The organism is Curvibacter soli (assembly GCF_029211125.1).
Classification (GTDB): domain Bacteria; phylum Pseudomonadota; class Gammaproteobacteria; order Burkholderiales; family Burkholderiaceae_C; genus Curvibacter_A; species Curvibacter_A soli.
Genome location: NZ_JARGEN010000054.1, coordinates 1 through 25,032 on the forward strand (window position 1 = coordinate 1; position 25,032 = coordinate 25,032).

Consider the following 25,032-nt stretch of genomic DNA (forward strand, 5'->3'; position numbering starts at 1 on the left):
GTGGAATCCGCGCAGCACCCCGGTGGAGGCTTGGGCGCAGGCCAAATGCGCCGATGAGGCCACCGTCTGGTGCCTGCTGCGCGAAGGCCAAGCGCGCCTGCGTGTGGCAGGCGGATGTCTGCGTATTCCGGCGAACGTGACCGCTGATTCCGACATCGTGACCGGGGATTCCGGTGAACGTGACCGGGGCCGGTGTTGCGCGCTTCGATTGTATGTTGGCGCCGACCGAAAACTGAGCCACTTTTGAGGGTATTGAGGGTAGTGCCGACCCAAAACTGAGCCAGGTGAACAACCTACTCTGCTGTTTTTTTGTGCAGCAGAGGACAAGGAGTGATCACCATGGACATGATTGGCAGGATCCGGCATTTGCATGCCCGGAAGAACAAATCGGAGCGCGAGATATCGCGCATGACAGGGCTCTCGCGCAACACGGTTGCGAAGTGGCTGCACGGGGAGGTGGACGGTCCACCGAAGTACCGGCGCGGCGAGCAGCCCAACAAACTCACGGCCTTCCACGACGTGCTCAGGCAGGCATTGAAAGCCGATGCACGTCGGCCCAAACACGAACGGCGCACGGCCAAAGCGCTGTACGCCGAGATCAGGCGTGCGGGCTATGAGGGTGGTTACACGCGGGTGACCGACTTCATCCGGGCATGGCGCCAGGGCGAAGGCCAGGGGTCTGCGGGCAACGCCTTCGTGCCACTGGCCTTCGAGCTGGGCGAGGCCTTCCAGTTCGACTGGAGCGAGGAAGGCATGGTGATCGGCGGCATCTACTACCGGGTGCAGGTCTCACACATGAAGCTGTGCGCCAGTCGGGCCTTCTGGCTGGTGGCCTACCCCAGCCAGGGCCACGAGATGCTGTTCGATGCCCATACCCGCAGCTTCGCAGCGCTGGGCGGCGTGGCCCGACGCGGCATCTACGGACAACATGAAGACGGCGGTGGACAAGGTCAAGAAGGGCAAGGGGCGCGTCGTCAACGAGCGCTTTGCCACCATGTGCGCGCACTACCTGTACGACCCGGACTTCTGCAACGTGGCCAGCGGCTGGGAGAAAGGGGTGGTGGAGAAGAACGTGCAGGACAGCCGCCGGCGCATCTGGATCGACGCGGCCAAGATCAAGTTCGGCAGCTTCAGCGAACTCAACGCCTGGCTGGGTCAGCGCTGCCGCGCGCTGTGGGACGAGGTGCGCCACCCCGAGCACACCCAGTTCAGCGTGGCCGAGATGCTCGAACACGAGCGCGCGCACCTCATGCCCATGCCGGTACCGTTCGATGGCTACGTCGAGAAACCTGCGCGGGTCTCCAGCACCTGCCTGGTGTCGGTGGCACGCTTGCCGGTATTCCGTGCCGTGCGAACGGGTGGGCCAGATGGTCAGCACACGGCTGTACCAGGGCAGCGTGGCCATCGTGGCCGACGACACCATCGTGGCGCGCCACGAACGGCTGAGCAACGCGGGCGAGACCCGGTACGACTGGCAGCACTACATCCCGCTGCTGCAGAGGAAGCCCGGCGCGTTGAGGAACGGCGCGCCCTTTGCCGACATGCCCGAGCCGCTGCAGCGGCTGCGCCGTGGGCTGCTGCGCAACCCGGGCGGCGACCGGGTGATGGCGCAGGTGCTGGCCGTTGTGCTCAGCGCCGGTCTGGACGCGGTGCTGGTGGCCATCGAGCTGGCGCTGGAGAGTGGGCCACCGGGCAAGGTCAGTGTGGAGCACGTGGTCAATGTGCTGAACCGGCTCAACGCGCAGCCGGTGCCGCCCACGGCGGACACGCTGCTGAGAGTGACCACGCCGCCGCTGGCGAACACGGCGCGCTACGACAGCCTGCGCTCGGACACAGTGGGTGTCACCATCGAAGGAGCCGGCCATGAAGACTGACGTGCTGGTCGAACTCAAGGCTCTGCGCCTGCACGGCATGGCCGGCGCGTGGGCCGATCTGGTCGAGCAAGGCGGTGTTGAGGGAGGCGGTGTGGGCATCGAGTCCTCACGCTGGCTGATCGAGCACCTGCTACAGGCCGAGGGCACGGACCGGGCGATGCGCTCGGTCAGCCACCAGATGCACGCGGCGAAGTTCCCGGTGCACCGAGACATGGCGGGCTTTGACTTCGAGGTCTCGCCGGTGGACCGCAAGCTGGTGGAGACCCTGGCCACCACGGCCTTCACCGACGCGGCGCACAACGTGGTGTTGGTGGGCGGCCCGGGCACAGGCAAGACCCATCTGGCCACGGCCATGGGTGTCTCGGGCATCACCCGGCACGGCAAGCGGGTGCGCTTCTACTCCACGGTCGATCTGGTCAACGCACTGGAGCAGGAGAAGGCCCAAGGCAAGGCCGGGCGCATCGCAGCCAGCCTGCTGCGCATGGACCTGGTCATTCTGGACGAGCTGGGCTATCTGCCGTTCAGCCAGGCTGGTGGGGCGCTGCTGTTCCACTTGCTGAGCAAGCTGTACGAACACACCAGCGTGCTGATCACCACCAACCTGGACTTCGCAGAATGCTCCAGCGTCTTCGGCGACGCGAAGATGACCACCGCGCTGCTGGAGCGGCTCACGCACCACTGCCACATCGTGGAGACGGGCAACGAGTCGATCCGGTTCAGTCGCAGCACGGCTGCGGCCAAGAAACGGATCAAGGCCCGCGAGCACGCGCGCAAAGGCGTCTCGACGCAGGCTGAGCCCGACCCATTCTGAGCACGCTCCGCGCTGGACAAGCCGCTACGGGCTACGCCCTGAGCGTCTTGCCCAGCGCCTTCAACACAACAGCAAGGAGGTCCCCGAACCAGCACAGCACCTACACTTATCCACAGCCGACCCCACAAAAGTCGGCTTCCACCCCTGGCTCAATATTCAGTCGGCCCGGTGGCTCAGATTTGGATCGGCGCGGACACGCTGCGCGCATCCTTCGCTACGCTCAGGACCAGCCTACGGCTGTCCTGCGCCCTCCGGGCTGGTCAGGCGCAAGGCGAGATCTCCCCGGGTAAGAACGCACTCCTTCGCTGCACAACCGCCGGATCTACGCCACCTCGCCTTGATCACGAGAGCTTCGCGGTTCATCGCCCGCTCGCCCTGCTTGGCAGCGCCTTCTATCCGGTTCTTGTTCATCGGCTCGCAGCTTCGCTCCACGCTTCCTCCCCACACTCGGTCACCCTCATGCAGTTGCGCTTCACTTCGTTTGCTGTGATCAACTTACGGCGGGACTTGCACCCGCTGGAGTGCGCCCGTGCCGGGCGCACCACGACGACAAAGCCCCGCGGCGCGGGTCTCTGTAATCCCTTGATTTACAAGGTAATTTTGGTCGGGGTGAGAGGATTCGAACCTCCGGCCTCTACGTCCCGAACGTAGCGCTCTACCAGGCTAAGCTACACCCCGATGCCTGCTTGTAGCGCACTGACCACTAGGCGCGGCGCTGAAGAAGCTGAGCCGCTAATTGTAGCAAACCTTCGGTGTATGGATTGGACGGCAGCATGCCGATTGCATGCATTGCCCGCATGGCTTCTGCCGCGGCGGCTTCGCGTGTGGCGTCCATGGCGCCCGTGGCGCGCACGATGGATACGATTTCCGCCAGCCTGTCCGGTGATGGGGCGCCGTTCTCGATGGCGTGGCGTAGGGCATCGCGCTGCGGCGGCGTGCCGCGCTGCATGGCGATGATGAGCGGCAACGTGGTCTTGCCTTCGCGCAGGTCGTCGCCCAGATTCTTGCCCATTTCGGCGGCATCGCCGTCGTAGTCGAGCACATCATCAATGACTTGGAAGGCGGTGCCCAGCGCCTGACCGTAGGTGGCGCAGGCATCTTCCACGGCAGGCGTGCTGCGCGCCAGGACGGCGCCCAGGCGGGCGCTGGCTTCGAACAACTTGGCTGTCTTGGAGCGGATCACGCGCAGGTAGCCTGCCTCGTCGAGCGAGGGGTCGTGCATGTTGATCAACTGCTGTACCTCACCTTCGGCGATGATATTCGTGGCTTCCGCCAGAATCTGCATGATGCGCATCTCGCCCGCGTCGACCATCATCTGAAAGGCCCGCGTATACAGAAAATCGCCGACCAGCACGCTCGCGGGGTTGCCGAAGGCTTCGTTGGCCGTCGCGCGGCCGCGGCGCAGGGTGGATGCGTCCACCACGTCGTCGTGCAGCAAGGTGGCCGTGTGGATGAATTCGACCACCGCCGCCAGGTTGAACCGCTGGTCGCCACGGTAGCCCAGCGCCCCGCACACCATGAGCAGCAGTGAGGGCCGCAGGCGCTTGCCCCCCGAGGCAATGATGTAGTGCGATACCTGCCCTACCAGCGGGACGCTGGAGTCCAGGCGATGGGAGATGACGCGGTCCACGGCCCGCATGTCTTCGGCGATGATGGTCAGCGGCGCAGGGGGGAATGGGGGGGGGGCGGTCAAGGCGGTGCGGGCAGGAGTTCGATGGATTATAGAAATAGACGGGCCTTGGCTGCGGCTCGTAGGGCGGCATGGAAGTCGGCGGCAACCATCCTGCTATAATCTCAGGTTCTGCGGAAATCCGTCCGCAGGACTCAACATACAGAGGTTCATATGTACGCGGTCATAAAAACCGGCGGCAAGCAGTATCGCGTTGCCGCTGGCGAAAAAATCAAGGTAGAACAGATTGCTGCGGACGTAGGCCAAGAAATCGTGATCGACCAGGTTCTGGCAGTCGGCAACGGCGCTGAATTGAAGGTTGGCACGCCCTTGGTGTCCGGTGCAAGCGTGAAGGCCACGGTCGTGGCGCACGGCAAGCATGACAAGGTCCGCATCTTCAAGATGCGTCGTCGCAAGCACTATCAAAAACGGCAGGGTCACCGTCAGCAGTTCACGGAGCTGCAAATCGGTGCGATTGTGGGCTGAGGAGCTTTGAGTCATGGCACAGAAAAAAGGCGGCGGCTCTACGCGAAACGGGCGCGATTCCAAGCCCAAGATGCTCGGTGTGAAGGCTTTCGGCGGTGAGGCGGTCAGCGCCGGCTCCATCATCGTGCGCCAGCGCGGTACCAAGTTCCATCCCGGCACCAACGTTGGCTTGGGCAAGGACCATACGCTGTTTGCCTTGGTGGATGGCCATGTGTCGTTTGCCGTCAAGGGCGCTGCGAACAAGCATCTGGTGAACGTGACGCCGGCCTGAGGCCTCCGTCGCTGAAATCCCCTGGAAGCCCCGCATCGGCGGGGCTTCTTGCTTTCCGGGCCCTCCGATCTTCCTTTTGTACACTGCATAGACCATGAAGTTCGTCGACGAAGCTCTCATCGATGTCGCCGCCGGCGACGGCGGCAACGGCTGCGTCTCGTTCCGGCACGAGAAGTACAAGGAGTTCGGCGGCCCCAACGGCGGCGATGGCGGGCGGGGCGGGCATGTCTACGCGGTCGCAGACGTGAACCTCAACACGCTCGTCGATTTCCGCTACGCCCGCCGCTACGAGGCCAAGCGCGGGCAGCATGGCATGGGCTCCGACATGTTCGGTGCGGCGGGCGACGACATCGTGCTGAAGATGCCCGTGGGCACCATCGTCACCGATGCCGATACCGGCGATGTTCTGTACGAGCTGCTCGTCCCGGGTGAAACGATCCTGCTCGCCAAGGGTGGCGATGGCGGCTTTGGCAACATGCGGTTCAAGAGTGCCATCAACCGCGCCCCGCGCCAGAAAACCCCGGGCTGGCCCGGCGAGAAGAAGAACCTCAAGCTGGAGTTGAAAGTGCTGGCCGACGTGGGCCTGCTCGGCATGCCCAATGCCGGCAAATCCACGCTGATCGCGGCCGTCTCCAACGCCCGACCCAAGATTGCCGATTATCCGTTCACCACGCTGCATCCCAACCTGGGCGTGGTCCGCGTGGGCCCAGAGCAGAGTTTCGTGATCGCGGATATCCCAGGCCTGATCGAAGGTGCGGCAGAGGGTGCGGGCCTGGGGCACCAATTCCTGCGCCACCTGCAGCGCACGCGGTTGCTGCTGCACGTGGTCGATATAGCGCCGTTCGACGATGGCGTGGATCCCGTCGCACAGGCCAAGGCCATCGTGGCGGAGCTCAAGAAGTACGACGCGGCGCTCTATGACAAGCCGCGCTGGCTGGTGCTCAACAAGCTCGACATGGTGCCCGCCGACGAGCGGGCCGCAAGGGTGCGGGATTTCGTCAAGCGCTTCAAATGGAAGGGGGCGGTGTTCGAGATCTCCGCGCTTACGCGCGAAGGCTGCGAACCGCTGGTCCAGGCCATCTACCAGCACGTGCGGGCCCAACAGGTTGCAGACCGGCCTGTTGTGGAGGTCGACCCGCGTTTCGCCTCCACGCCGCTGTCTGCTGCCGACTGAATTTTCTAAAGGGCTGCGCAGGCCAGGCAGCAAGGGCGTCATCGCTTTTGTAGCACCATGAACCACTCACCACACGACTCGAACATCCTGCGCGAAGCGCGCCGTATCGTCATCAAGGTCGGCTCCAGCCTGGTTACCGACGAAGGCCGCGGGCTCGACGAGCATGCCATCGAGGAATGGTGCCGCCAGTTGGCTGCGTTGGTCAGCGGCGCGGTGGGGCATGCACGGGAGGTGGTCATGGTGTCCAGCGGCGCCGTAGCCGAAGGCATGAAGCGGCTGGGCTGGTCCACGCGGCCCAGCGAAATCCACGAACTCCAGGCTGCCGCCGCCGTTGGCCAGATGGGGCTGGCGCAGATGTACGAAACCAAGCTGCGCCAGACCGGCCTGCGCAGCGCCCAGGTGCTGCTCACGCATGCCGACCTGGCCGACCGTGAGCGCTACCTGAATGCCCGCTCCACCATCCTGACCCTGCTGCGCTTGGGTGTCGTGCCGGTCATCAACGAGAACGACACCGTGGTCAACGACGAGATCAAGTTCGGCGACAACGACACGTTGGGTGCGCTGGTCGCGAACCTCATCGAGGCCGATGTACTGGTGATCCTGACCGACCAGAAGGGCCTCTACACTGCGGACCCACGCAAGCACGCGGATGCGCGTTTCGTCCATGCGGCCCAGGCGGGCGACCCTGCGCTCGAAGCCATGGCCGGTGGTGCGGGCTCCAGCATTGGCCGCGGCGGCATGATCACCAAGATCCTCGCGGCCAAGCGCGCTGCGGGTTCGGGTGCCTCCACGGTGGTTGCCTGGGGGCGCGAGCCCGATGTGCTGCTCCGCCTCGGAAGCGGCGAGCCCATCGGCACGCTGCTGATCGCCCAGACGGCCAAGAACCAGGCGCGCAAGCAGTGGATTGCCGACCACCTGCAGTTGCGGGGCGCCGTCGTCGTCGACGCAGGGGCTGCGGCCAAGCTGCGCGAAGAAGGCAAGAGCCTGCTGCCAATCGGCATGACGATGGTGGAGGGCGTTTTTTCGCGAGGCGACGTCATCGCAGTGCGCGACCCCGATGGGCAGGAGATCGCCCGGGGCTTGGCCAACTATTCCAGTACCGAGGCCCGACTGATCTGCCGCAGGCCGTCCAGCGAATTCGAGTCGGTGCTGGGCTATGCCGCCGAACCCGAAATGGTGCACCGCGACAACCTGGTGCTATCGCGCGCCTGATGCCACGGGCGTGGAGGGGTCAGGATGTCGGTTCGTGCTGCGTGCCCTTGAGCGTGCGCAGGAGCGAACGCACCGAACTGGCGGGCGCGGCACCCTGGCATGCACCCTGGCGGGCGAACGCGTGCGCGTAAGGCACGTTGCCAATGGGGCGCCAATCGCTGGATTCCGCCACGCGCCAGTCCGTGCCCGACGAGCGTGCGTAGGTCTTCACCCGGCCACTCGCGCAGTGGATGCCTTCGTAGACAGCATTGCGGGCGCCGGAAGCGCTCGTTGCCACGATGACGTAGCGCACCACGCTGTCGGCACCGATGGAGACCGTCTCGGGATCAACGCCATACCGCAATGCCATGAAAGGGGGCATTTCGATGGCAACGAGCCGGTCCGGGTTGAAGCCCGGCGGCGGCGGCGTGTCGCCTTCCTTCCATGTGGAATCGTCGTTGAAAAAGGATTGCGCGCCAGCCGGGCCCGGAGTGGCCGCCACGTTCACCAGCAATGCGGCAAGCACGGCATATCTAAGGATTCGCATGAGGAGGGATGGCTATCGAATCGACGGTGTTGTCGCTTTGTGGATCGGGGTCGAACGTGGCCCCGGGCGGCAATTCGATGTGGCGATGCGCGATGGCGATCTCGGGCAGCAGCGCCCGTTCGGAATCGCGCGCACGCATGCCGCTGCGCAGATAGCGGTTGCGCTGCTCGTGCCTGGGCAGGAAGCGCACCAGTTCGGTCAGTGCCATTTCGTACACGCGGCGCTTGAATTCGACCACCGCGTCCAGCGGAACCCAGTAGTCGTTCCAGCGCCAGGCGTCGAACTCCGGGTGGTCCGTCGCGCGCAGATTCAAATGCCAGTCCTGCCCCAGCAATTGCAGCAGGAACCAGATCTGCTTCTGTCCCTTGTAGTGCCCGCGCGCATCGCGGCGGATGTAGCGGTCGGGTACCTCGTAGCGCAGCCACTCGCGCGTGCGCGCAACGACACGCACATGGTCGGGCAGGAGGCCCACCTCCTCATGCAGCTCACGGAACATGGCTTGCTCAGGGGTTTCGCCCCGGTCTATGCCACCCTGCGGGAACTGCCAGCTGTGGGTACGGATGCGCTTGCCCCAGAACACCTGGTTCCGGTGGTTGAGCAGGATGATGCCGACGTTTGGCCGAAAGCCATCCCGGTCAAGCATAATCTATCCCCAAATTTTGAAACTGATTCCATTATGCACGGCACCTTGCGGGCGGCAAAGGAATTGCCCCGAATAGCCTGACACTCGCCCGAAAATCGCCGATGAAAGCCTCTCGATTTTTTATCTCCACCCTCAAGGAAGCTCCCGCAGATGCCGAGATCGCCAGCCATAAACTGATGATGCGCGCCGGCATGATCAAGAAGCTGGGCGCGGGAATCTACACCTACATGCCCCTGGGCCTGCGCGTCATCCGCAAGGTGGAGGCCATTGTGCGCGAGGAGATGAACCGCGCCGGCGCGCTGGAACTGACCATGCCGGTCATCCAGCCCGCCGAGCTGTGGCAGGAAACCGGGCGCTTCGACAAGATGGGCCCCGAACTGCTGCGCATCAAGGACCGCCACGAGCGCGACTTCGTCGTGCAGCCCACCAGCGAGGAGGTGGTGACCGACATCGCCCGCCAGGAGTTGCGCAGCTACAAGCAACTGCCGGTCAACTTCTACCAGATCCAGACCAAGTTCCGCGACGAGCGGCGTCCGCGCTTTGGCCTCATGCGCGGGCGCGAATTCATCATGAAGGACGCCTACAGCTTCGACCGCGACCAGGTCGGCGCCAAGGCCAGCTACCAGGTCATGGCGCAGGCGTACCGGCGCATCTTCGACCGCTTCGGTCTGCGCTACCGCGCGGTGGCGGCGGACAGCGGCGCCATCGGCGGCGACCTGAGCGAAGAGTTCCAGGTGATCGCCGCCACGGGCGAGGACGCCATCGTCTACTGCCCCGGCAGCGAGTACGCCGCCAACATGGAAAAGGCCGAGGCGCGCGCACCCAGCGGCCCGCGGCCCGCCGCCACGCAGGCGCTGGCCAAGACACCCACACCCGACAAGAGCACCTGCGAGGACGTGGCGGCCCTGCTCGGCCTGCCGCTGCAACGCACGGTCAAATCCCTCGTGCTGGCGACCGATGAATTCAGCGCTGCCGGCGAAGTCGTGAAGACCCAGGTCTGGCTGCTGCTGCTGCGCGGCGACCATGACATGAACGAAGTCAAGGTCGGCAAGATACCCGGCCTCGCGGGTTTCCGCTTCGCCACCGTGGCGGAAATCGACGCCCATTTCGGCTGCAAGCCGGGCTACCTGGGCCCGCTGGGCTTGCGGCAACCGGTTCGGCTCGTGGCCGACCGCGAGGTGGCTGTCATGGCCGACTGGGTGTGCGGGGCCAATGTGGCAGACCATCACTTCACCGGCGTCAACTGGGGCCGTGACCTGCCCGAGCCCGAATGCGTGGCCGACATCCGCAACGTCGTAGCCGGCGATGCGTCGCCCGATGGCCATGGGGTACTCGCCATCGAGCGCGGGATCGAAGTCGGCCATGTGTTCTATCTCGGCACCAAGTACAGCAAGGCCATGAATGCCACCTTTCTGGCCGAGGATGGCAAGCCGCAACTGCTGGAGATGGGCTGCTACGGCATCGGCGTGTCGCGCCTGCCCGCGGCTGCGATCGAGCAGAACCACGACGAGCGCGGCATCGTCTGGCCCGATGCAATCGCGCCCTTCACCGTGGTGGTCTGCGCCATCGGCCTGGACCGCAGCGCGGAAGTCCGCGCCGCTGCCGAAAAGCTCTACGGCGAACTGCTGGCGACGGGCGTGGACGCCATCCTGGACGACCGCGGCGAGCGGCCCGGCGTGATGTTCGCCGACTGGGAGCTCATCGGCGTGCCGCACCGCGTGGTGATCTCCGACCGGGGCCTCAAGGATGGCCAGCTCGAATACCAGCACCGCCGCGACGCAGCCGCCACCAAGGTGCCGGTCGGCGACATCCTGGCCCACGTGCGTGGGCGCATCGCCATATGAAGCCTTCCATGCCCGCGACCGGCCTGCTGCTGCGCAGGACCCTGCTGTCATCCGCCGCCGCAGGGCCGCTGGCGCTCGCGCTGCCGGTTGCGGCGCACGCGGGCGGCCAACTGGAAGAGCCGCTGGCCGATTCGGTCCGCACGGCCTTGAGTTCCGCCGTGTCCAATGCCGCGCCGCCTGTGCCGGAGTTCAGCACCACGGAGGCGCGCATCGTCTACCTGCGCTGGCTCGGTACGCTGAGCGACCGCCTGCGCCGCCAGAAGCCCGAGTGGGAAGTGCGCAAGGAATTCCTGCAGACCGTCTGGTACGAAAGCCGCCGCGCGGGGCTCGACGTCAGCCTGGTGCTGGGCCTGATCCAGGTCGAGAGTAATTTTCGGAAGTTCGCGGTGTCCAGCGTGGGCGCGCGCGGCTATATGCAGGTGATGCCGTTCTGGACGCGGGTGATCGGCGATGGCGACAGCGACAAGCTGTTCCACATGCAGACCAACCTGCGCTTCGGCTGCGTCATCCTGCGCCACTACCTGGACCGGGAGCGCGGCGACCTGTTCATGACGCTGGGCCGCTACAACGGCAGCCGGGGCCAGGTGCCGTACCCGAGGGCGGTACTGGGGGCGCAGCGCCGCTGGGTTGTGCCCGGGCTGGAGGCCTGAAGCCGCGGCCTGTCAGGCCGCGCGGCTCTGTAGTGCTGGCTGTGGCTCGATCGTTCGCAGCACGCGCCGCAGCATGGGGTCGTCCGACTGCTGCGCCTGCGCGATGCTGTCGTAGACGCACTCGATGAAATCGCGCGACGCCGTGGTGGGCACATGGTTGCGGCGCGTGAGCAGGCAGGTCAGCCGCTCGGGGAAAAGCTCCTGCAGGTGCATGGCCTGCAGCCGCCCGCGCAGCCACTGGCTTTCGATGAGCGGCCACGGCGCGATCGACAGGATGTCGGTCATCTCCACCTGCGTCATGGTCATCAGGGCCGAATGCGCGATGTGGATGCGCGGCGGGCGCTCGGCCGCAGGCTCGAAGATATCGCTGAACGGCGGGCCGAACTCGCGCCAGTCGCGGCTCAACATCCATTCCTCGCCGCGCAATTCGTAGATCGAGCGCGCGTGGGCGCGCGCATGGCCCATGCGGCAGACCACCGCCGAGGTATAGGAAAACAGCGGCTGCGCCTGGAGTTCGGCGGGTCCCGCATCGGGTGCCCAGAGCCCGATGGCCAGGTCGATGCTGCCGTCGCGCAGCGGTGCATAGTGCATGCCGAGAAATTCCACGATGTGCAGCTCCACGTCGGGCCTGCGCTGCAGGAAGCGCGTGATGAGCAGCGGCAGGATGGACTGCGCGAACCACGGTGTCACCCCGATGGACAGCCGCACCGGCGCCTGTGCGCGCAGGTCCTCCATTTCCCTGGAGGCCTGCTTCAACTGGTTCAGCACCAGCCTGGCGTGCGTGAGCAGGCTGCGCCCGGCGCAAGTCAGGACGATGCCCTGGGCCTGGCGTTCGATCAGCAGGGTCTTCAGCCCCTCTTCCAGCTCCGTCAAGGCGCGGCTGACCGCCGTGGCCGAAATGCCCAGGTGGTGCGCCGCGGCCCGCACGCTGCCATGCTCGGCGGTGGCAACGAAATACTGGAGCTGGTGGAGTTTCATCGGAGAGCGGGGCATCAACCTTTTCATGCATGGTGTCAACTTCAGGTTAACCCGCTGCATTCTTGTTGCCTTCCGCTGGTTTGTAAATTGCTTAAGACTAGACTCGATCATCCAAGCAAACAAGGAAGCGACTATGCGATCTCAATCATTGGGCCGTGCGGCCCTTCTGGGTGCTGCAGCAGCCGTGGCCATGGCATGGTCCGGCCATGGCATGGCGCGCGATCTGGTCGTCGCGCTCAAGACCGAGCCCACGTCCATGGACCCGCAGTACCACGCGCTCACCCCCAACATCCAGCTCTCGCAGACGCTGTTCGATCCGCTGGTCTGCTCCGACGCCGAACTGGTGTCCAAGCCCTGCCTGGCCGAGTCGTGGACCAACAGCGGCAACACCTGGACCTTCAAGCTGCGCGCGGGCGCCAAGTTTTCCGACGGCTCGCCGCTCACGGCGCAGGACGTGGTGTTTACGCTCGACCGCGTGCCCAAGGTGCCCAACAGCCCGTCATCGTTCAAGATCTACGAGCAGAACATTGCCAAAGTCGAGGCCGTGGACCCGCTCACGGTGCGCATCACCACCAGCAAGCCGTACCCGCTGCTGCTGACCAACATGGCCAGCCTGCCCATCATGTCGGCCAAGGCGATGGCCGGCTCCGTGCCCGAGGGCCGGACCACCACCGAACTGAACGCCGGCACCGGCTTGGTCGGCACCGGCCCGTACCGCTTCGTGTCATGGAAGCGCGGCAGCGAGATCGTGTTCGAGCGCAATCCCCACTACTGGGGCCCGGCGCCGGCCTGGGACAAGGTGATCTACCGCCCGATCGGCAACCCGGCGGCGCGCGTGGCCGCGCTGCTGGCCGGCGACGTGGACCTGGTAGAAGACCCGCCGACCGACGATCTCGCCCGCCTGCAGAAGGAGCCCAAGCTCAACGTCGTGACCAAGGCGTCCAACCGCATCATCTACGTCGCGCTGGACCAGAACGGCGAGCAGACGCCCACCATCCAGGGCACGGGCGGCAAGAACCCGTTCCTCGACAAGCGCGTGCGCGAGGCCATGTCGCTGGCCATCGACCGCCAGGCGCTGGTGGACCGCATCATGGGCGGCGTGGCTACGCCCGCCGCGCAACTGCTGCCGTACCCCATGGCGGGCGCCAGCAAGAACCTCATCAAGGTTGCCAAGCCCGACGTCGAGAAAGCCAAGGCGCTGCTGAAGGCTGCCGGCTACCCTGATGGCTTCTCGCTGGTGCTGGGCGCGCCCAATGGCCGCTACATCAACGACAGCAAGGTCGCGCAGACGCTGGCCGCGATGTGGACGCGCATCGGGGTCAAGACCACCGTGGACGCCACCGCGCCAGCCGTCTTCTTCAAGAACCGCGACAGCTATGCCTACAGCGCCTACCTAGCGGGCTGGGGCACCGCCACGGGCGAGATGTCCAACACCCTCAACTCGCTCCTGGTCACGCCCAACAAGGAAAAAGGCGTGGGCACCACCAACCGCAGCCGCTATTCCAACAAGGCGCTCGACCAGCTCGTGGAAGATTCGGCCACCTCGCTCGACGCCGGCCGCCGCGCGGAAATCCTGGCGCAGGCCAGCGAACTCGCGATGGCCGACTACGCCGCGCTGCCGATCCACTTCGAGCACTCGGTCTGGGCCATGAAGAAGGGCATCGGCATCGTGGGCCGCGCCGATCAGATGACCATGGCGCAGTACATCACGCTCGCCAAGTAGCCCCCGGTAGTGTCCAAGAGGGGCGGCCCCCGCGCGCAGGCCGCCCCCCGTTTTCCGGTTCCCCGGTTTTCGCCGCCTTCTCAAAAACCAGAGCCGCCCCCGATGCTCGCCTACATCATCCGCCGTCTGCTGCAGGCGCTGCTCGTCATGGCCGTCATGTCGGGGCTGGTCTTCATCGGCCTCTACGTCGTTGGCGACCCGGTGTCCATGATGGCCAGCCCCGAGGCATCCGAGCTGGACCGCGAGGCCATCCGCCAGACCTTCGGACTCGACCAGCCGCTCTGGCAGCAGTACACCACCTTCATGGCCCATGCGGTGCGGCTCGACTTCGGCAAGAGCTTCCTCACCGGCCAGCCCGCCATGGGGCTGATCCTGGAGCGCATGCCCGCCACGCTGGAGCTGGCCTGCGTCTCCATGCTGCTGGCGTTGCTGGCCGGGGTGCCCATGGGCATCTGGGCCGGCCTGAAGCCGCGGGCGCTGAGCACGCGCGGCATCATGACCGGCTCGGTGCTGGGCTTCTCGCTGCCCAACTTCTGGGTCGGGCTGATGCTCATCATGGTGTTCGCGGTGCAGCTCGGCTGGTTCCCGGCCAGCGGGCGCGGGCGCACGGTGCAACTGGGGCCGCTGGACCTGAGCGTGCTCACGCTCGACGGCTGGCAGCGCCTCGTCCTGCCCGCGCTCACCATCGCGCTGGCCAAAGGCGCGCTCATCATCCGCGTCACCCGCGCGGCCACGCGCGAGGCGCTGCCCATGGACTACATCAAGTTCGCGCGCGCCAAGGGCCTGGCCTGGAGCCGCATCCTGCGCGTGCATCTGCTCAAGAACATCCTCATTCCCATCGTCACCGTGGGCGGGCTGGAGTTCGGCCAGGTCGTCGCCTTCGCCGTCGTCACCGAAACCATCTTCGCCTGGCCCGGCATGGGCAAGCTGCTGCTCGACTCCATCATCACGCTCGACCGCCCCGTGGTCGTGGCCTATCTGATCCTCATCGTGTTCTTCCTCGTGATGCTCAACCTGCTGGTGGACATCCTCTATTCCGTGCTCGACCCGCGCGTGCGGATACAAGGAGGCAAGGCATGAGCGCACTTCCATCCGCCATTGCCGAACCCGCGGGCCCGGCCCTGCCGCCGCCCGAAACGCCGTGGCAGCGCTTGCGGCGGGAATTCTTCGCCAGCAAGCTCGCGGCGGCCGGGCTCGTGCTGCTGCTGCTCGCCGTGGGCGTGGCCGTGTTCGCGCCATGGATCTCGCCGCAGAACCCGTACGACATCGGCAACCTCGACATTTTCGACGCCAAGCTGCACCCCGGCAGCCCGAACGCCGCCGGCACCATGACCTACTGGCTCGGCACCGACGGCCAGTCGCGCGACGTGCTCTCGGCCATCTTCTACGGCATGCGCACCAGCCTCATGGTGGGCGGCATCTCGGTGGTGGCGGCGCTGGCCATCGGCAGCGCTGTGGGGCTGGCCGCGGCCTACTTCGGCGGCTGGATCGACGCGCTGCTCATGCGCATCGTCGACATCCAGCTCTCGTTGCCCTCCATCCTGGTGGCGCTGATCCTGCTGGCCGTGCTCGGCAAGGGCGTGGACAAGGTGATTCTGGCGCTCATCATCGTGCAGTGGGCCTACTTCGCGCGCGCCGCGCGCGGCGCCGCGCTGGTGGAGCGCGCCAAGGAATACGTGGAGGCCGCGCAGTGCATGTCGCTAGGCTGGCCGCGCGTGCTGCTGCGCCACATGCTGCCCAACTGCCTGCCGCCGTTGATCGTGATCGCCACCATCGACCTGGCCCACGCCATCGCGCTCGAATCCACGCTGTCATTCCTCGGCGTGGGCGTGCCGGTCACCGAGCCCTCGCTGGGCATGCTGATCGCCAACGGCTTCGAGTTCATGCTCTCGGGCCACTACTGGATCTCGTTCTTCCCCGGCATTGCGCTGGCCATCGCCATCGTAGGGATCAACCTCGTGGGCGACCACCTGCGCGACATCCTCAACCCGCACAACGAGCGCTAGCCATGGGCACCCCAGTCAACTCCAGCCCGGTACTCGACGTGCAGGGCCTGAAGACCCACTTCTTCACCCACGGCGGCGTGGTCAAGGCCGTGGACGGGGTGGATCTGCGCGTGGACGCGGGCGAAATCCTCGGCCTCGTGGGCGAGTCGGGCTCGGGCAAGAGCATCACGGGTTTTTCCGTCATCGGCCTGATCGACCCGCCGGGCCGCATCGCGGGCGGGCACATCCGCTACCTGGGCGAAGAGCTGGTGGGCGCGGGCGAGGAGCGCCTGCGCCAGCTTCGCGGCAAGGAGATTGCGATGATCTTCCAGGACCCGATGATGACGCTCAACCCCGTGTTGCGCATCGACACCCAGATGGTCGAGGCCATCCTCGCGCACGAGAAAGCCGGCCACAAAGCGGCCCGCGCCCGCGCCCGCGACGCGCTGGCCATGGTTGGCATCCCCGCGCCCGAGGATCGGCTGCTGGCCTACCCGCACCAGCTCTCGGGCGGCATGCGCCAGCGCGTGGCCATCGCCATCGCGCTGCTGAACCGGCCCCGGCTCATCATCGCCGACGAGCCCACCACGGCGCTCGACGTGACCATCCAGGCGCAGATTCTTTACGAGGTGCAGAAGCTCTGCCGCGAGACCGGCACCGCACTCATCTGGATCACGCACGACCTGGCCGTGGTCTCGGGCCTGGCCGACCGGATCGCCGTGATGTACGCGGGCCGCATCGTCGAAAGCGGCGCCACCGCCGACGTGGTGGCGCGGCCCGCGCACCCCTACACGCTGGGCCTGATCCGCTCCATCCCCACGCGCGAGACGCACGGCACGCTCTTGCAGCAGATCCCGGGCATGACGCCTTCGCTGCTGCACCTGCCGCAGGGCTGCGCGTTCCGCCCGCGCTGTTTCCGCGCCAGCGACGCCTGCCTGCAGGTGCCCCAGCCCTCGGTGGTGCCGCCCGCCAACACGGTGCGCTGCTGGAATGCCGCCTGACAAGAACTCCGACATGTCCCGGACCCTGCAAGCCCCACCCTTCGCCGCGCCGCTGCTGCAACTGCGCGGCATCTCCAAGCGCTTCACGCAGCCGCTGGACGTGGCAGCGCGCATCGCCAACCTGCTGGGCGCGCACAACAAGGCGTCGGTGGTGCATGCGGTGGATGACGTGAGCCTCGACATCCCCGCCGGCGAGGTGATCGGCGTGGTGGGCGAATCGGGATGCGGCAAGTCCACGCTCGGGCGCATCATCGCCGGCATCAACCCGCCCAGCGCGGGCGAGCTGCGCTACCTGGGCAAGACCACCGCCGAGATGACGCACGCCGAGCGCCGCGCCTTCAACCTGGGCGTGCAGATGATCTTCCAGAACCCGATGGCGTCGCTGAACCCGCGCATGCGCGTGCTCGACATCATCGGCGAGGCGCCCGTCGTGCACGGCATCGTGCCGGCGGCGCAGAAAGCCGCCTACGTGGCCGGCCTCATGCGCCAGGTCGGGCTGGACCCGGACTACGCCCAGCGCTACCCGCACCAGTTCTCGGGCGGGCAGCGCCAGCGCATCGGCATCGCGCGGGCGCTGGCGCTCAAGCCGCGGCTCATCGTCTGCGACGAGGCGGTGGCCGCGCTCGACGTGTCGATCCAGGCCCAGGTGCTCAACCTGTTCACCGCGCTGCGGCGCGAATTCGACCTCACCTACCTCTTCATCAGCCACAACCTCGGCGTGGTGGGCCACATCGCGGACCGCGTGGCCGTCATGTACCTGGGCCGGGTGGTCGAGATGGCGCCCACCGACACGGTGTTCAGCCGCCCCAGCCACCCCTACACGCAGGCGCTGCTGTCGGAGCTGCCCAGACTCGACACCGCCCGCCGCGCCTACCAGCCCATCAAGGGCGAGCTGCCATCGCCGCTCGCCCCGCCGCCGGGCTGCACCTTCCACCCGCGCTGCCCGCATGCCATGCCGCGCTGCAAGAGCGAAGCGCCGCTGCTGCGCACGCTCGGGCCCGGCCATGCGAGCGCCTGCCACCTCAACGATGCACCGGCCTGACGCCCGCGCGCCCTTCACGACCATGACCGACAACACCGTACCCCCCAGCGTTCCCACGCCCTTCGCCCCCTTCACCCTGCGCCTGCCCGAAGGTGCTGCCATACCGCTCGTGTGCGACTCGCCGCACAGCGGCACGCGCTATCCGGCGGACTTCCGCTACGCGCTGCCGTTCAGTGAACTGCGCGCGGGCGAGGACACCGACGTGCATGTTCTCTGGCAGGCCCTGCCCACGGTCGGCGCGACACTGCTGGCGGCGCAATTCCCGCGCAGCTACATCGACCCCAACCGCGACCTCGACGACATCGACCCCGCCATGCTCTCGGCCCCCTGGCCCGGCCCCGTCGCGCCGAGCCGCAAGACCGAGCTGGGCATCGGCCTGATCTGGCGCGACGCGGGCCACGACGGCCACACGCCCATCTACGACCGCCTGCTCTCACCCGCCGAGGTGCAGGCGCGCATCGACACCTGGCACCGCCCCTACCACGCCGCGATGCGCGAGTGCATCGAGGGCGCCTACGCGCGCTTTGGCGCCGTGTGGCACCTGAACCTGCACTCCATGCCTGCGAATTCGTACGAGGGCCTGGGCATCCGCAGCGACCACCCGCTGGCCGACTTCGTGCTCGGCGACCTGGACGGCACCACCTGCGCGCCCGGCTTCACCGACGCGGTGGCGGGCGCGCTGCGGCGGCAGGGGTTCAAGGTCGCCATCAACGATCCGTTCAAGGGCGTGGCGCTGATCGCCCGCCTGGGCCGCCCCGCCGAGCGGCGCCACAGCCTGCAGGTGGAGGCGCACCGGGGCCTGTACATGGACGAGGCCACGCGCGCGCGCAGCGGCAACTTCGACGCCCTGCAGTCCGCGCTGGCCCGCGTCTCCAAGGACATTGCCAACTATGTGAAGGAGCAACTGCCATGAGCCTGATCGCCGACATCGAACGCGCGCACGGCGCGCTGACCGCCATCCGCCGCGACATCCACGCCCACCCCGAACTCGCGTTCGAAGAGACGCGCACCTCGGATCTCGTGGCCGAAAAGCTCGCCTCCTGGGGCATCGAGGTGCACCGCGGCCTGGGCCGCACCGGCCTGGTGGGCGTGCTGCACGGCGCGCGCGGCGCGGGCGGCCGCTCCATCGGCCTGCGCGCCGACATGGACGCGCTGCCCATGCCCGAGCACAACCGCTTCGCCCACGCATCGCGCAACGCGGGCCGCATGCACGGCTGCGGCCACGACGGCCACACCACCATGCTGCTGGGCGCGGCGCAGTACCTGGCCGCGCAGCGCGACTTTGCGGGCACCGTCAACTTCATCTTCCAGCCCGCCGAGGAGGGCGGCAACGCCGGCGCGCGCGCCATGATGGAGGACGGCCTGTTCGCGCGCTTTCCCTGCGACGAGGTGTACGGCATCCACAACATGCCCGGCATTCCCGCGGGCACCTTCGCGTTCCGCAAGGGGCCGATGATGGCGTCGAGCAACCGCTTCGACATCATCGTGCGCGGCATCGGCGGCCACGCCGCGCAGCCGCACAAGACGGTGGACCCGATCGTCATCGCCAGCGAGATGGTGGGCGTGCTGCAAACCCTGATCTCGCGCCACAAGAACCCGATCGAGACGGCGGTGCTTTCTGTCACCCAGATCCACGCGGGCGACGCCTACAACGTCATCCCCGACCAGGCCGTCATCCGCGGCACGGTGCGCACCTTCAGCGCCCAGGTGCTCGACGAGATCGAGGCCAACCTGAAGCGCGTGGCCGAGACGCTGCCCCAGGTGCACGGCGGCAGCGGCGAACTGAAGTTCGTGCGCGCCTACCCGCCGCTGGTCAACCGGGACGCGCAGACCGACTTCGCCGCCCAGGTGGCCGAGGACGCGTTCGGCGCCGACCGCGTGGTGCGCGAGACGCCGCCCATGGGCGGCGCGGAAGACTTTTCCTTCTACCTGGAGAAGGTGCCCGGCAGCTACCTGTTCCTGGGCAACGGCGGCGGCGACCACCGTGAGTACAGCTACCACGGCATGGGCCCGTGCGAGCTGCACAACCCCAACTACGACTTCAACGACGCACTGCTGCCCGTGGGCTCGACCTACTGGGTGCGGCTGGTGCAGGCGTTCTTCGCCCGGTCTTGAAAATATGGGGGAGTATGCATCGCCACCGCAGGTAAACAAAGCGCTGGCGGCTATATGGTTGGGGAGTATATGGCGCAAAGCCGCTTCAGGCGGCCGCCGGCAGCGGCGGTGCGGCGGACTCGCGCGTCACCATCACCTGGTCGATGCGGTAGCTGTCCACGTCGAGCACCTCGAACTTGTAGCCCGCGCAGTGCACGGCGTCGGTGCGGCGCGGCACGCGGCGCAGCATCACCATCAGGAAGCCGGCCAGCGTCTCGTACTCCTCGGGGTGCGGCAGGCTCTCGATGTCGAGCGCGCGCAGCACGTCCTGGATCGGCGTCACGCCGTCGATCAGCCACGACGCATCGTCGCGCCGCACGATCTGCTCCTCGTCGAGCGGCGATATCAGGTCGCCCATCACCGTGCTCATCACGTCGTTGAGCGTCACCACGCCCACCACCAGGCTGTATTCGTTGACGATCACCGCGAAATCCTCGCCCACCAGGCGGAACTGCTCCAGCACCTCGGCCAGCGTCAGCCGGTCGGGCACGATCAGCGCCTTGTGCACCAGCGCGTCGTCGGCCAGCGAGATCGGCTGGCCGTTGAGCACGCGCTGGAACAGGTCCTTGGCGTCCACGTAGCCCACCACGTGGTCGATGTCGCCGTCGCACACGGGGTAGGTGGAAAACGGCTCGGCGGCGATGCGCAGGCGCACCACCGCGTCGGGGTCGTCGCGCAGGAAGAAGGCGATGCGGTCGCGCTGCGTCATGGCACTGCCCACGGTGCGGGTGTCGAGCTCGAACACGTTGGCGATCACCTGCTGCTCGCGCGCGGCCAGGATGCCCGCGCGCGCGCCGGCTTCGGTCATGGCCAGGATGTCCGCGGAGGTGATGCGGTCGTCGCGCTCGGTGGGCAGGTTGAACAGGCGCAGCAGCGCGTCCGCCCCCTTGCTGTAGAGCCACACCAGCGGCATGAAGACGGCCATCAGCGCGCGCATGGGCCGCACCACGCGCACGGCCATGCGCTCGGGCTCGGTCATGCCCAGCCGCTTGGGGAACAGGTCGGCCAGCAGGATGAAGAGCGAGGTGATGAACAGGAACGACAGCACGAAGCCTGCGCGGTCCGCCGCCTCGGCGCCCAGCCAGCGGCGCAGCGCGGCGGCAAGGTAGGGGCTGAGCGCGCCTTCGCCCACGATGCCGCCCAGGATGGCGATGGCGTTCTGCCCGATCTGCACCACCGTGAAGTAGGGCCCCGGCTGCTCCTGCAGCCGCATGACGCGCTCGGCCCGCGCATCGCCCTCGTCGGTCATCTGGCGCAGCCGCAGGCGGCGCGACGCGGCCAGTGCGATCTCGGCCACCGCGAAGAAGGCGCTGGCGGCGATGAGCAGGGCGATGAGGAGCAGGCTGGAGGTGAGGTTCATGAAGGCCGCCGCAGACGGCTATCGGCCGCGCGCGGGCGTGCCTTCGAGTGTAGCGGGCTGCCCCCTGCCCCCGCGCCTCCTACTGCACGAAGCCCATGCGCGCCTTGCCGCCGCCGGCGCGCGGCAGGTCGTCGGGCTGCACGTCGCCGCGGCCTGCGAGCCGGGCGTTGCCGAAGCCGGTCATGAGCGCGCGGCGCATCTCGCGCGGGGGCATCTCGGCCAGGCGGTCGAGCATGCCGTCGCCGGGCGCCTCGCTGAAGCGGTGGCCCCAGTCGTGGGCGGCGCGGATGCCCTGGTACAGCCGCAGCGCGATCTCGCGCGCCTGCGCGGGCGTGGGCGGCTCGATCTCGAACACGTTCATGCGGTTGAGGATGGGCTCGGGAATGCCGCGCGCGTCGTTGGCGGTGCTGATCCAGATCACCTGGCTGGCGTCGATGGCGACCTCGGCGAACTCGTCGGTGAAGCTCTGCGCCGTGTCGTGCTCCAGCAGGCCGTAGAGCGCGCCCAGCGGGTCGTACTGCGCGTCGGCGCCGGCCTTGTCGATCTCGTCCACCACGATCACCGGGTTGGCGTACTGGCCGTCCACCAGCGCCTCGAACACCTTGCCGGGCTTGGCGCCGCGCCACTGCGACGACGCGCCCGACAGCAGCCAGCCGGCGGTCATCGAACTCATGGGCACCAGGTTCATGCCCGTGCCCAGCAGGTCGGCGAGCATGCGCGCGAAGTGCGTCTTGCCGATGCCCGGCGCGCCCAGCAGCAGCATGGGCGTCACCTCCAGCCCGTCGCGGCAGTCCTGCGCCAGCGCCACCTGGCGCTTTACGTCGTCGAGCACGTCGGTGAAGTTGGGCAGCGATTCGTAGAGCTGCGCCATGTCGGGCACGCCCGCGGGCTTGACCTGGAAGCGCTCGGGGCCGCGCTCCAGCATGCGCTCGTAAGTGCTGCGCAGGTGTTCATGCTCGCGCTCGGGCAGCTTGGCGAGCTTGGCGCTCACCTCGTCGGGCTGGAACACGCTGCGCACGCTGGCCACGGGCAGGTGGAAGTGGGAAGACTGCGGCACGAGACTGCGCGATTGCATGAACCACTCTCCGGTCGAAGGGAACACGGGTTTTATTCCAGCATAAGGCGTGCCAGCGTGCAATGCCCAGTCTTGCGTGCACCGCCCCAAGTGTGGCGCGCGTGCCGCCGCAGCCGCTGGGCGGCGTGGACTCAGGCGGCGGAGCCGCCCAGCACCTTCTGCAGCTCGCCCGACTCGTACATCTCCATCATGATGTCCGAGCCGCCGATGAACTCGCCCTTTACGTAGAGCTGCGGGATCGTGGGCCAGTTGCTGTAGGTCTTGATGCCCTGGCGGATCTCGGGGTCGTCGAGCACGTTGACGGTACTGAGCGCCTTCGGGTCCACGCCGCAGGCTTTCAGTATCTGCACCGCGCGGCCCGAGAAGCCGCACATCGGAAAGCTCGCGCTGCCTTTCATGAACAGCAGCACGTCGCTGGACTTGACGAGGTCGTCGATGCGTTGTTGGGTGGGGTCGCTCATGGGGTCTCCTGGCTAGGGGAATCGCGCCACCCGGCACATTGCCGGGCCACGCGCAGATGGGGACGGCAGCGATTATTTCACCGCCGGCCAGCGCCCGCCGGTGCAGCGCGCGATGCCCGCCAGATCGCTGCGGCTTTGCACCGCGGCGAAGCCCTGGCGCAACAGCAACTGCTGCGCCTCCATGGCCTGGTTCCAGCCATGCTCCAGCAGCAGCCAGCCGTGCGGCGCCAAGTGGCGCCCGGCCTGGGCCACGATGGCGCGGATGTCGCCCAACCCGTCGGGCCCGGCGGTGAGCGCCATGCGCGGCTCGTGCGTCAGCGCGGCCAGGTGCGGGTCGCCCTCGGCCACGTAGGGCGGGTTGGCGACGATCAGGTCGTGCCGGCCCATGTGGCCGTCGAACCATGAGCCGCGCAGGAAGCGCACGGGCAGGCCCAGCCGCGCGGCGTTGGCGCGCGCCACGTCCAGCGCGTCGGCGCTGGCGTCCACGGCCTGCACCCGCGCATCGGGCCGGCGCGACTGGATCGCCAGCGCGATGGCGCCGCTGCCCGTGCCCAGGTCCAGCACCGAGGGCGCGTCCAGGCCCCGCAGCACGTCGAGCGCCCACTCCACCAGCGTCTCGGTGTCGGGGCGCGGCACCAGCACGCGGGCGTCCACCTGCAGCGGCAGGCCGAAGAATTCCTTTTCGCCCACGATGTAGGCCACGGGCTCGCCGGCCGCGCGGCGCGCACACAGGCCCAGGTAGGCCGCGAGCTGCGCGGGCTGCAGGCAGTCGCCGTCGTGCGCGATGAGCCAGGCGCGGTCCTGGCCCGCATGACCCAGCGCGTGCAGCAGCAGCAGTTGGGCGTCGAGCCGCGGGAGCCCGAGCGCCGCCGCGCGCTGGAGCGCGCGGGCTACGGTTTCGCTATTCTTTTGATAGCTGTCACCGCAGACAATTCCTGCGCTGGAGGCTGTTTTTGCCATATACGTAAATCAGGCTTCGGCGTTTTCCAGCTCGGCCAGTTGCTCGGCCTCGCGGGCGGCTTTCAGGGCGGCCAGCACGTCGCCCAGGTCGCCTTCCATGATCTGCGCGAGCTTGTAGAGCGTGAGGTTGATGCGGTGGTCGGTCAGCCGCCCCTGCGGGAAGTTGTAGGTGCGGATGCGGTCGCTGCGGTCGCCGCTGCCGATCAGGCCCTTGCGCTCGGCGGCCTCGCGCGCGGCGCGCTCGCTGCGCTCCTTGTCCTGGATGCGGGCGGAGAGCACCTGCAGCGCGCGGGCCTTGTTGCGGTGCTGGCTGCGGTCGTCCTGGCATTCGGCGACGATGCCGGTGGGGATGTGGGTGATGCGCACCGCCGAGTCGGTCTTGTTGATGTGCTGGCCGCCCGCGCCGCTGGCGCGGAAGGTGTCGATGCGCAGGTCCGCCGGGTTGATCTGCACGGCCTGCGCCTCGTCGGGCTCGGGCAGCACGGCCACGGTGCAGGCGCTGGTGTGGATGCGGCCCTGGGTTTCGGTGGCGGGCACGCGCTGCACGCGGTGGCCACCGGATTCGAAGCGCAGCGCGCCATAGGCGCCGTCGCCCTCGATGCGCAGCACGGCCTCCTTGTAGCCGCCCAGCTCGCTCTCGCTGGCGCTGATGATCTCCACGCGCCAGCCCACGCTGGCGGCGTAGCGCGTGTACATGCGCAGCAGGTCGCCCGCGAACAGCGCCGATTCGTCGCCGCCCGTGCCGGCGCGGATTTCCACGAAGGCGTTGCGCGCGTCGTCGGGGTCCTTGGGCAGCAGCAGGCGCTGCAGTTCGTCGTCGAGCTGGGCCAGCTCTGCGGTGGCGGCGGCGATCTCCTCCTGCGCCATCGCGGCCATGTCAGGGTCCTGCTGCATGTCCTGCGCGGCGGCCAGGTCGGCCTCGCGTTGGCGCCAGCGCGCGTAGCGGCCCGCGATGGCCGTCACCTCGGCATGCTCGCGCGAGAGCGCACGGTACTGCTCCATGTCGGCCATGATGTCCTCGCGCGAGAGCAGGAAGTCCAGCTCTTCGAGGCGGGCGGCGTAGCGGTCCAGGCGTTGGCGCAAAAAGGGTTTCACGGTAGGCGCAATCGGGCGGGGGAAGGGGAAAGAAAAAG

At 67.5% G+C, this 25,032-nt stretch carries 26 protein-coding genes and 1 tRNA gene; 17 read left to right on the forward strand and 10 right to left on the reverse strand.

From position 1 onward, the window contains the following. The 4 genes from PY257_RS11825 to istB all read left to right on the forward strand — a co-directional run. Positions 1-247: hypothetical protein (locus tag PY257_RS11825; protein ID WP_275742029.1), on the forward strand; the 247-nt coding region annotated here is incomplete at its 5' end. Positions 248-339: 92 nt separating this feature from the next. Next, positions 340-1,446: an IS21 family transposase gene (gene istA / locus PY257_RS11830; RefSeq protein WP_275742030.1), complete on the forward strand. Its 1,107-nt coding sequence runs from the start codon at positions 340-342 to the stop codon at positions 1,444-1,446. Next, positions 1,368-1,874, forward strand: coding sequence for a hypothetical protein (locus PY257_RS11835; RefSeq protein WP_275742032.1), 507 nt, complete (start codon positions 1,368-1,370; stop codon positions 1,872-1,874). Before istA ends, PY257_RS11835 begins: the two co-directional genes overlap by 79 nt. Then, positions 1,864-2,685, forward strand: a complete 822-nt coding sequence (gene istB / locus PY257_RS11840; RefSeq protein ID WP_275742034.1) for an IS21-like element helper ATPase IstB — start codon at positions 1,864-1,866, stop codon at positions 2,683-2,685. Before PY257_RS11835 ends, istB begins: the two co-directional genes overlap by 11 nt. A 601-nt stretch (positions 2,686-3,286) precedes the next feature. On the opposite strand, the gene PY257_RS11845 is transcribed toward istB, so the two are convergent. Then, positions 3,287-3,363: transfer RNA gene (locus PY257_RS11845), tRNA-Pro, on the reverse strand. Positions 3,364-3,388: 25 nt separating this feature from the next. Next, positions 3,389-4,324 (reverse strand): polyprenyl synthetase family protein, encoded by a 936-nt coding sequence (locus PY257_RS11850; RefSeq protein WP_275742118.1) that lies wholly within the window; start codon positions 4,322-4,324, stop codon positions 3,389-3,391. 204 nt (positions 4,325-4,528) lie between these two features. Between PY257_RS11850 and rplU the strand changes: the two genes are divergently transcribed. The 4 genes from rplU (at position 4,529) to proB (ending at position 7,497) form a co-directional block, all read left to right on the forward strand. Next, positions 4,529-4,840: a 50S ribosomal protein L21 gene (gene rplU, locus PY257_RS11855; protein ID WP_275742037.1), complete on the forward strand. Its 312-nt coding sequence runs from the start codon at positions 4,529-4,531 to the stop codon at positions 4,838-4,840. 13 nt (positions 4,841-4,853) lie between these two features. Then, positions 4,854-5,111 carry a 50S ribosomal protein L27 gene (gene rpmA, locus PY257_RS11860; RefSeq protein ID WP_275742039.1) on the forward strand — a complete coding sequence of 86 codons (258 nt, stop codon included), beginning with the start codon at positions 4,854-4,856 and terminating at the stop codon, positions 5,109-5,111. A gap of 94 nt (positions 5,112-5,205) precedes the next feature. Next, complete coding sequence (gene cgtA, locus PY257_RS11865; protein ID WP_275742041.1) at positions 5,206-6,285, forward strand: Obg family GTPase CgtA; 1,080 nt, start codon at positions 5,206-5,208, stop codon at positions 6,283-6,285. A 57-nt stretch (positions 6,286-6,342) separates the two neighbouring features. After that, a complete protein-coding gene (proB, locus tag PY257_RS11870) occupies positions 6,343-7,497 on the forward strand; it encodes a glutamate 5-kinase (protein WP_275742043.1) in 1,155 nt (384 codons plus the stop codon). Between the two features lie 19 nt (positions 7,498-7,516). Here proB and PY257_RS11875 read toward each other — a convergent pair whose 3' ends face one another. Together PY257_RS11875 and PY257_RS11880 are read right to left on the reverse strand one after the other, a co-directional pair. After that, a complete protein-coding gene (locus PY257_RS11875) occupies positions 7,517-8,023 on the reverse strand; it encodes a CNP1-like family protein (RefSeq protein WP_275742045.1) in 507 nt (168 codons plus the stop codon). Next, the gene (locus PY257_RS11880) at positions 8,010-8,666 is read right to left on the reverse strand and encodes an RNA pyrophosphohydrolase (RefSeq protein WP_275742046.1); all 657 of its coding nucleotides are present in this window, start codon (positions 8,664-8,666) and stop codon (positions 8,010-8,012) included. The genes PY257_RS11875 and PY257_RS11880 overlap by 14 nt, the downstream gene beginning before the upstream one ends. A gap of 101 nt (positions 8,667-8,767) precedes the next feature. On the opposite strand from PY257_RS11880, the gene PY257_RS11885 reads away from it, so the two are divergent. Beyond that, positions 8,768-10,510: a proline--tRNA ligase gene (locus PY257_RS11885; protein WP_275742048.1), complete on the forward strand. Its 1,743-nt coding sequence runs from the start codon at positions 8,768-8,770 to the stop codon at positions 10,508-10,510. An 8-nt stretch (positions 10,511-10,518) separates the two neighbouring features. Beyond that, entirely contained in the window at positions 10,519-11,160 is a 642-nt protein-coding gene (locus PY257_RS11890) for a lytic transglycosylase domain-containing protein (RefSeq protein WP_275742050.1), read from the forward strand. A gap of 12 nt (positions 11,161-11,172) precedes the next feature. On the opposite strand, the gene PY257_RS11895 is transcribed toward PY257_RS11890, so the two are convergent. Continuing rightward, positions 11,173-12,138, reverse strand: coding sequence for a LysR family transcriptional regulator (locus PY257_RS11895; protein ID WP_275742052.1), 966 nt, complete (start codon positions 12,136-12,138; stop codon positions 11,173-11,175). A 133-nt stretch (positions 12,139-12,271) separates the two neighbouring features. Between PY257_RS11895 and PY257_RS11900 the strand changes: the two genes are divergently transcribed. From PY257_RS11900 to PY257_RS11930, 7 genes are all read left to right on the forward strand, one after another. Beyond that, a complete protein-coding gene (locus PY257_RS11900) occupies positions 12,272-13,861 on the forward strand; it encodes an ABC transporter substrate-binding protein (RefSeq protein WP_419095704.1) in 1,590 nt (529 codons plus the stop codon). Between the two features lie 102 nt (positions 13,862-13,963). Beyond that, the gene (locus PY257_RS11905) at positions 13,964-14,941 is read left to right on the forward strand and encodes an ABC transporter permease (protein WP_275742056.1); all 978 of its coding nucleotides are present in this window, start codon (positions 13,964-13,966) and stop codon (positions 14,939-14,941) included. Beyond that, positions 14,938-15,867 (forward strand): ABC transporter permease, encoded by a 930-nt coding sequence (locus tag PY257_RS11910; RefSeq protein ID WP_275742058.1) that lies wholly within the window; start codon positions 14,938-14,940, stop codon positions 15,865-15,867. Before PY257_RS11905 ends, PY257_RS11910 begins: the two co-directional genes overlap by 4 nt. A 2-nt stretch (positions 15,868-15,869) precedes the next feature. Beyond that, entirely contained in the window at positions 15,870-16,847 is a 978-nt protein-coding gene (locus PY257_RS11915) for an ABC transporter ATP-binding protein (protein ID WP_275742061.1), read from the forward strand. 13 nt (positions 16,848-16,860) lie between these two features. Further along, a complete protein-coding gene (locus PY257_RS11920; RefSeq protein ID WP_275742063.1) occupies positions 16,861-17,889 on the forward strand; it encodes an ABC transporter ATP-binding protein in 1,029 nt (342 codons plus the stop codon). A gap of 22 nt (positions 17,890-17,911) precedes the next feature. Next, positions 17,912-18,802: an N-formylglutamate amidohydrolase gene (locus PY257_RS11925; RefSeq protein ID WP_275742065.1), complete on the forward strand. Its 891-nt coding sequence runs from the start codon at positions 17,912-17,914 to the stop codon at positions 18,800-18,802. Next, the gene (locus PY257_RS11930) at positions 18,799-20,004 is read left to right on the forward strand and encodes a M20 aminoacylase family protein (protein WP_275742067.1); all 1,206 of its coding nucleotides are present in this window, start codon (positions 18,799-18,801) and stop codon (positions 20,002-20,004) included. Before PY257_RS11925 ends, PY257_RS11930 begins: the two co-directional genes overlap by 4 nt. A gap of 85 nt (positions 20,005-20,089) precedes the next feature. On the opposite strand, the gene paeA is transcribed toward PY257_RS11930, so the two are convergent. The 5 genes from paeA to prfA all read right to left on the reverse strand — a co-directional run bounded on the left by paeA (position 20,090) and on the right by prfA (position 24,994). Then, on the reverse strand, positions 20,090-21,403 hold the full coding sequence (paeA, locus tag PY257_RS11935) for a polyamine export protein PaeA (RefSeq protein ID WP_275742069.1): 1,314 nt from the start codon (positions 21,401-21,403) through the stop codon (positions 20,090-20,092). 79 nt (positions 21,404-21,482) lie between these two features. Further along, positions 21,483-22,478, reverse strand: coding sequence for an AAA family ATPase (locus PY257_RS11940; protein ID WP_275742071.1), 996 nt, complete (start codon positions 22,476-22,478; stop codon positions 21,483-21,485). Between the two features lie 131 nt (positions 22,479-22,609). Then, positions 22,610-22,939 (reverse strand): Grx4 family monothiol glutaredoxin, encoded by a 330-nt coding sequence (grxD, locus tag PY257_RS11945; protein ID WP_275742073.1) that lies wholly within the window; start codon positions 22,937-22,939, stop codon positions 22,610-22,612. A 72-nt stretch (positions 22,940-23,011) separates the two neighbouring features. Further along, the gene (prmC, locus tag PY257_RS11950; protein ID WP_275742075.1) at positions 23,012-23,899 is read right to left on the reverse strand and encodes a peptide chain release factor N(5)-glutamine methyltransferase; all 888 of its coding nucleotides are present in this window, start codon (positions 23,897-23,899) and stop codon (positions 23,012-23,014) included. 9 nt (positions 23,900-23,908) lie between these two features. Continuing rightward, complete coding sequence (gene prfA, locus PY257_RS11955; RefSeq protein ID WP_275742077.1) at positions 23,909-24,994, reverse strand: peptide chain release factor 1; 1,086 nt, start codon at positions 24,992-24,994, stop codon at positions 23,909-23,911. Between the last annotated feature and the right edge of the window lie 38 nt (positions 24,995-25,032).

Bases quoted from the DNA above. Each gene is read 5' to 3' on its own strand.
- istA (WP_275742030.1), top strand. From the start codon at position 340: ATGGACATGATTGGCAGGATCCGGCATTTGCATGCCCGGAAGAACAAA.
- PY257_RS11835 (WP_275742032.1), top strand. From the start codon at position 1,368: ATGGTCAGCACACGGCTGTACCAGGGCAGCGTGGCCATCGTGGCCGAC.
- istB (WP_275742034.1), top strand. From the start codon at position 1,864: ATGAAGACTGACGTGCTGGTCGAACTCAAGGCTCTGCGCCTGCACGGC.
- PY257_RS11850 (WP_275742118.1), bottom strand. From the start codon at position 4,324: ATGCGGGCCGTGGACCGCGTCATCTCCCATCGCCTGGACTCCAGCGTC.
- rplU (WP_275742037.1), top strand. From the start codon at position 4,529: ATGTACGCGGTCATAAAAACCGGCGGCAAGCAGTATCGCGTTGCCGCT.
- rpmA (WP_275742039.1), top strand. From the start codon at position 4,854: ATGGCACAGAAAAAAGGCGGCGGCTCTACGCGAAACGGGCGCGATTCC.
- cgtA (WP_275742041.1), top strand. From the start codon at position 5,206: ATGAAGTTCGTCGACGAAGCTCTCATCGATGTCGCCGCCGGCGACGGC.
- proB (WP_275742043.1), top strand. From the start codon at position 6,343: ATGAACCACTCACCACACGACTCGAACATCCTGCGCGAAGCGCGCCGT.
- PY257_RS11875 (WP_275742045.1), bottom strand. From the start codon at position 8,023: ATGCGAATCCTTAGATATGCCGTGCTTGCCGCATTGCTGGTGAACGTG.
- PY257_RS11880 (WP_275742046.1), bottom strand. From the start codon at position 8,666: ATGCTTGACCGGGATGGCTTTCGGCCAAACGTCGGCATCATCCTGCTC.
- PY257_RS11885 (WP_275742048.1), top strand. From the start codon at position 8,768: ATGAAAGCCTCTCGATTTTTTATCTCCACCCTCAAGGAAGCTCCCGCA.
- PY257_RS11890 (WP_275742050.1), top strand. From the start codon at position 10,519: ATGCCCGCGACCGGCCTGCTGCTGCGCAGGACCCTGCTGTCATCCGCC.
- PY257_RS11895 (WP_275742052.1), bottom strand. From the start codon at position 12,138: ATGAAACTCCACCAGCTCCAGTATTTCGTTGCCACCGCCGAGCATGGC.
- PY257_RS11900 (WP_419095704.1), top strand. From the start codon at position 12,272: ATGCGATCTCAATCATTGGGCCGTGCGGCCCTTCTGGGTGCTGCAGCA.
- PY257_RS11905 (WP_275742056.1), top strand. From the start codon at position 13,964: ATGCTCGCCTACATCATCCGCCGTCTGCTGCAGGCGCTGCTCGTCATG.
- PY257_RS11910 (WP_275742058.1), top strand. From the start codon at position 14,938: ATGAGCGCACTTCCATCCGCCATTGCCGAACCCGCGGGCCCGGCCCTG.
- PY257_RS11915 (WP_275742061.1), top strand. From the start codon at position 15,870: ATGGGCACCCCAGTCAACTCCAGCCCGGTACTCGACGTGCAGGGCCTG.
- PY257_RS11920 (WP_275742063.1), top strand. From the start codon at position 16,861: ATGTCCCGGACCCTGCAAGCCCCACCCTTCGCCGCGCCGCTGCTGCAA.
- PY257_RS11925 (WP_275742065.1), top strand. From the start codon at position 17,912: ATGACCGACAACACCGTACCCCCCAGCGTTCCCACGCCCTTCGCCCCC.
- PY257_RS11930 (WP_275742067.1), top strand. From the start codon at position 18,799: ATGAGCCTGATCGCCGACATCGAACGCGCGCACGGCGCGCTGACCGCC.
- paeA (WP_275742069.1), bottom strand. From the start codon at position 21,403: ATGAACCTCACCTCCAGCCTGCTCCTCATCGCCCTGCTCATCGCCGCC.
- PY257_RS11940 (WP_275742071.1), bottom strand. From the start codon at position 22,478: ATGCAATCGCGCAGTCTCGTGCCGCAGTCTTCCCACTTCCACCTGCCC.
- grxD (WP_275742073.1), bottom strand. From the start codon at position 22,939: ATGAGCGACCCCACCCAACAACGCATCGACGACCTCGTCAAGTCCAGC.
- prmC (WP_275742075.1), bottom strand. From the start codon at position 23,899: ATGGCAAAAACAGCCTCCAGCGCAGGAATTGTCTGCGGTGACAGCTAT.